The following is a 5,388-nucleotide window of genomic DNA, read 5'->3' on the forward strand; positions in this document are numbered from 1 at the left end:
GGGGGTGACTCGACAAAATCGATTTCTTTGAAATCACGATTTTTGAGTCACTCCCATTTAATTATTTATAGATACTATATTTTTTATTGATTAAGTAAATTAACACTGCAGGGATTACTGCAAATAACATTAATTTATATCCAAAGACTTCTAATGCAAGAAATATAGGTGCAATATATGTCTTAGTTGCCGCTGAAAATACTAAACAGTATCCTAAAGCGGCAGTTACAAGAATTGGTAATCCTAACCAAGTTCCTAGAATTACTCCACAAGTCGCTCCAATCGCAAACAACGGAGTAACCTCTCCTCCACTAAAACCAATCCCTGTACAAATTGCAGTTAATACAATTTTTAATATAAAATCATAAACTTGAATCTGTTCAAAGTTTGTAAAAGAAAGATTAATTAAATTTGTACCTAATGAAGCATATCTGTACTCGAAAACAATACTAACTAAAATAAAAACAACTAGAAGAATCCAAATGATATTTTTATTCAAAGCTGCTAATTCCTTTATTTTTCTTTGAAGCAATACAAATATAATTCCTACAAAAACAAAAACAATCCCAACTAAAATTAATTTAAAAATAAATTCTAAATTTATATTAATTTTACTTACATCTATAGCTACAAAAAACTTTTCCAAACCTAATTTATGTGATACAAAAGCACTTATATACGCTGCAATAATATATATTACATACTCATAAATTTTATTTTTTGTAAAGTTAAATTTATCACTGACAACCTCTAAAATAAATACCACAGCAGCTAAAGGTGTTTGAAACAATCCAGCAAATCCACAAATCATGCCTAACTTTACAAAAAATTGTTTTTTCTCTGTACTGAATTCATCTGGAGCAATATTCCCACCAATAGCTCCACCCAACTGCACAGCAACACCTTCACGCCCTACACTCACTCCGAAGCTGTGAGCTAGTAAAGTATTCAAAGTTAAAATAAAAGGGAACTTCCACGTAACTTTCTCTTTTTTATCAGTTGCCGCTTCAATAAAATACTTCATACCTATAGCACTGGTGTGTAAATATTTATTACTAGACTTAGTAAAAACTAGTATCAAAGGTGTTAAAATCAATAAATACTTATAATAACTACTAGTTAATTCTATTAATTTCAATAACGTTTGACCAAATAACGAACAACAAATAGAAATTAATAATACTGCACTTATTAATCTAAAATAATAATTCCTTAACATATTATATTTATTTTTCTCCTTCAAATATAAATCTGAGATTGACATAAAAGTTCTAAACTTTTTAAAACGCTTATATGAGAACCCAGGGGCTGACCCAAAAGTCCTAAAATTTAACAAAGTTCATATAATAGCTCATAGACGCAGCGGTTTATCGATATCTAAATTCGCTTTTAAAAAGCTTTTTAGATATCTAATAAATCACTGCAGGAAGTGACTCGACAAAATCTTGTTTCTACGAAATCACGATTTTTTAGTCGCTCCCTCTCAGATTCTTTACTATTGATTCTTTTTAAAACTTAAACTTGATTTTTTCGGTTGATCGTAACTAAAGCCTTCTCCTATAATATCATGAACCTCAGTTATCGTCACGAAAGCTCGGGGATCAATTTTATAAACCAGAGATTTTAATTTTCCTATTTCATTTCTTGAAACAACGCAATATCCAATATTCAAATCTTTCTTAGAATAGCTTCCCTGACCTTTTATATAAGTTAATCCACGATTCATATCTTCTTGGATTTTTTTAGTAATAAGTTCTATTTCCGATGAAACTATCATTACTCCTTTTCCAGGAACACCACCTTCAACAACATAATCTATAACTTTAGTACATATAAAAATATAAATCAAAGTATATAGAATCGCTGGAAAACTCTTAACTACTACAAATGTTAAGGCGATGATAACTCCATCAAGAATTTGAATTATTCTTCCTATTGAACTACCTGTATAAAGTTGAACAATTTTTGCAACTATATCTACACCACCTGTTGTTCCTCCTGCTAGAAAGACTATCCCTAATCCTAATCCAGCAAGTAATCCTCCAAATACAGCTGCTAGTAGTCTGTCCCCACCGATTTCTATTTCTATATTATACTTTTCAAAAATTCCTATCCAAAAAGTCAGCATAATTATACCGTAAACTGTGTATAACATTGTCTTTTTATCTAACATTTTATATCCTATTATTAATAAAGGAATATTTACCAATATTGTTCCTACAGAAACCGGAAGACCTGTTGAATATAATAATAACAGTGCTATTCCTGTTCCTCCACCTTCTGCTAGTTTATTTGGAACATTAAAATGCATAATTGCAAAAGAGTAAATAGCACAACCCAAAGAAATAATAAATAATTCTTTTAAAATTTTTGTGAAATTTAAATTTTTAAATGTCTTTTCCATAGTGCACCTCCAAAATCAATTTTATCCTAATTATAACAGGTTTCATGACGTTAAACAACTATAGAAAATAATATTTTTCACTACTAAATTTTTATAAATTTCATCTTTTCTTAGACATTATTACAAATTTGTACTATAATTATAATATCAATATTGGAGGTTGACTTTTAAAATGAATAAAAACTTCATACCAAATTATCTTACCCTTTGTAATATTTTTTGTGGATTTATGTCAATTCTGACTACATCACATGGATATTTCATCTGGGGTACTGTCTTTATTATCTTAGCTATGCTTGCAGATAGATACGATGGTATCGTCGCAAGAAAACTTGGTGTTGTTTCTGAAATTGGTCACGATTTAGATTCATTATGTGACGTAGTAAGTTTCGGAGTAGCACCTGCTATGCTTGTTTTTGAAATCTTTATTACTAATGATAAGCCATCAACACTATTAATGGTAATTGTTGCTATACTTTGTGGAGTTTACGTATGCTGTGGAGCTTATCGTTTAGCTAGGTTTAACGTGACAAAAATGAAAAATGGATATTATCAAGGAGTTCCTATCACTACATGCGGAACAGTTCTTGCAGTACTTGCTCAGATAAAATTACCAAGTATTGCAATGCTTATACTAGTAGTAGCATGCTCTTATTTAATGGTAAGTAATATAAAAATTAAAAAAATATAAAAAAAATAGAAAAAAGGTTGTAAATTGTTAAAAAAACAATTACAACCTTTTTCCAGTTTATGAGGTTATAACATTATATATTACTATAACATAATGATTATAAATTTTTTTAAGATCTGTATACCCAAATTTTCCTTTACTAATATTCTTCTATAAGCTATATCCACAATTATTTATATCTTTTTATTAAGAAATTTTAATAATAGTTATTACTTTTATTTTTCTTTTATTTATTATATAATCGTATGCGTATATATTAAATTTTATATAAGGAGCATCTTAATGATATTTACAGAAATTAGCAGTGACGAATTACAAATGGTTCAAGAAAAAAACGATAATCGTTACTTTTTACAACAAGCTGCCGTATATAGTAAAATGCAAAATTTCAATAATCTAAAGACTAAAATTCTTGCAGTAAAAGAAAATAATAAAATACTAGCATATTCAACATTTATTTATTTCCCTTATAGAAAATTCTTCTATAAAGTTACTGCTCAACACGGTCCAATAATGGATTACTCTAATAATGAGTTAGTAAGATTTTATATGGCAGAATTAAAAAACTATTTCGCTAAAGACTTTCGTGTTCTCTGCGTAAGAGTAAATCCATTCTTAAACGAACGTATTTATAAAGATATCGAATATGTTGAAACTACTGAGGATGCTATTAAAACAGATAAAATATTAACTTCACTAGGATACAAACCACTTAATGATGACTTATTCACAAATCCTACACTGGCTTCTCGTTGTGTTTTTTCTAAATCACTAGACGAAAATATTACTGAGAATAATTTATTAAAAAATATTTCACAAATTGCTCGTTATACTATTAATAGAACGATGAAAGAAGGAGTACAAGTTCGAGAGATTGATATCTTTGATGAAGAAGATGCAAAAATCTTTGATAAAATTAATCGTGATACTGAGGAGAGAATAGACTTTAGCATTCGTGATAATACATATTTTAAGTCATTAAAGAATAATATCGGAGATAAAGCTCACTATCTTATTTCATACATTGATTGTGATCAATTCATTGAAACTACAACTAACACAATTGCAAATCTCGAAAAAGAGCGAGACGATCTAAAAGAAAAATTAGAACAAGGAAAAGTGAATGCTAAAAAAGCAACTAACCGTCTAAAAGAATTTGATGAAAATATTGCTATTTGGTATAAAAAAATTGATAAAATAAAAGAGCTTAAAGAAGAAAACGGAAATATTATTAATCTTTCATGTGCTACTTTTATAGAATCAGGGCAAGATTTAATCTACTTCACAAGCGGTGCAATGAGAAAATTCCACCGTTACGAGGGTCCATATGCAATCTTATTCCATATGATGAAATACGCCATCAATAATAACTTTAAATATTTCAACTTCTTTGGTACTTCTAAAGATTTTGAGTCTGAAGAGGCTACTGACTACGGAGTTCTTCAATTCAAACGTAATTTCAACGGAAATATAGAGTATTTTATGGATAATTACGAAATTAGAAATGCAATCGGAAAAATTTGGAAAATATAAAAGGAATTGAGCTCCTGCTCAACTCCTTTTTTTCATTTATTCTTCTTTCTTAGCAACTTTTTTCGTAGCTTTTTTAGTTTTTTCTTTTTTCTGAGGTTTATTGTTTTCTGGATACATTACTTTATCTACTAGACCATATTCACACGCTTCTTCTGCTGTTAAATAGTTATCACGTTCTGTATCACGTTCAATAGTCTTAATAGTTTGTCCAGTTCTGTCTGCTAAAATTTTATTTAATTTTTCTCTAGTTCTTAATATGTGTTTTGCAGCAATTTCAATTTCTGTTGCTTGACCTTGTGCACCACCTAATGGTTGGTGAATCATCACTTCCGCATTTGGAAGTGCGTAACGTTTACCGATAGTTCCAGCTGCAAGTAAAAATGCACCCATACTAGCTGCCATCCCCATACAAATAGTAACAACGTCACATTTAATATGTTGCATAGTATCATAAATTGCAAAACCAGCTGTCACACTTCCACCTGGAGAATTAATATAGAAATAAATATCTTTTTCACTATCTTGTGCTTCTAAAAATAAAAGTTGACTTGTTATTGAATTTGCTACTTGATCATTTACATCTGAACCTAAAATAATAATTCTATCTTTTAATAATCTTGAATAAATATCGTATGCTCTTTCCCCTTGAGAAGTTTGCTCTATTACTGTAGGAATTAAATTCATTTTCTTACCTCCTAATTTTCGTTTTCACTAGATATTATATATCAAAAATGGTCAATTAGCAACTTTTTTCCCTTTC

Annotated in this window: 5 protein-coding genes; 2 read left to right on the plus strand and 3 right to left on the minus strand. The window is 29.1% G+C overall.

The window, feature by feature from the left end:
• Positions 1-61: 61 nt before the first annotated feature.
• Together RWN11_RS06860 and RWN11_RS06865 are read right to left on the minus strand one after the other, a co-directional pair.
• Positions 62-1,219, minus strand: a complete 1,158-nt coding sequence (locus RWN11_RS06860) for a chloride channel protein (RefSeq protein WP_314161006.1) — start codon at positions 1,217-1,219, stop codon at positions 62-64.
• 276 nt (positions 1,220-1,495) lie between these two features.
• Positions 1,496-2,404 carry a YitT family protein gene (locus RWN11_RS06865; protein WP_314161007.1) on the minus strand — a complete coding sequence of 303 codons (909 nt, stop codon included), beginning with the start codon at positions 2,402-2,404 and terminating at the stop codon, positions 1,496-1,498.
• Between the two features lie 172 nt (positions 2,405-2,576).
• On the opposite strand from RWN11_RS06865, the gene pssA reads away from it, so the two are divergent.
• The gene (gene pssA, locus RWN11_RS06870) at positions 2,577-3,095 is read left to right on the plus strand and encodes a CDP-diacylglycerol--serine O-phosphatidyltransferase (RefSeq protein WP_314161009.1); all 519 of its coding nucleotides are present in this window, start codon (positions 2,577-2,579) and stop codon (positions 3,093-3,095) included.
• Between the two features lie 282 nt (positions 3,096-3,377).
• A complete protein-coding gene (locus RWN11_RS06875; protein ID WP_314161010.1) occupies positions 3,378-4,628 on the plus strand; it encodes a peptidoglycan bridge formation glycyltransferase FemA/FemB family protein in 1,251 nt (416 codons plus the stop codon).
• A gap of 36 nt (positions 4,629-4,664) precedes the next feature.
• On the opposite strand, the gene clpP is transcribed toward RWN11_RS06875, so the two are convergent.
• The gene (gene clpP, locus RWN11_RS06880) at positions 4,665-5,312 is read right to left on the minus strand and encodes an ATP-dependent Clp endopeptidase proteolytic subunit ClpP (RefSeq protein ID WP_314161011.1); all 648 of its coding nucleotides are present in this window, start codon (positions 5,310-5,312) and stop codon (positions 4,665-4,667) included.
• Positions 5,313-5,388 lie beyond the last annotated feature (76 nt).

It is taken from the genome of uncultured Gemella sp., assembly GCF_963519265.1.
Lineage (GTDB): Bacteria > Bacillota > Bacilli > Staphylococcales > Gemellaceae > Gemella.

What these genes read in the sequence shown, in the direction of transcription:
- RWN11_RS06860 (WP_314161006.1), bottom strand. Translation starts at nt 1,219, where the DNA reads ATGTTAAGGAATTATTATTTTAGATTAATAAGTGCAGTATTATTAATT.
- RWN11_RS06865 (WP_314161007.1), bottom strand. Translation starts at nt 2,404, where the DNA reads ATGGAAAAGACATTTAAAAATTTAAATTTCACAAAAATTTTAAAAGAA.
- pssA (WP_314161009.1), top strand. Translation starts at nt 2,577, where the DNA reads ATGAATAAAAACTTCATACCAAATTATCTTACCCTTTGTAATATTTTT.
- RWN11_RS06875 (WP_314161010.1), top strand. Translation starts at nt 3,378, where the DNA reads ATGATATTTACAGAAATTAGCAGTGACGAATTACAAATGGTTCAAGAA.
- clpP (WP_314161011.1), bottom strand. Translation starts at nt 5,312, where the DNA reads ATGAATTTAATTCCTACAGTAATAGAGCAAACTTCTCAAGGGGAAAGA.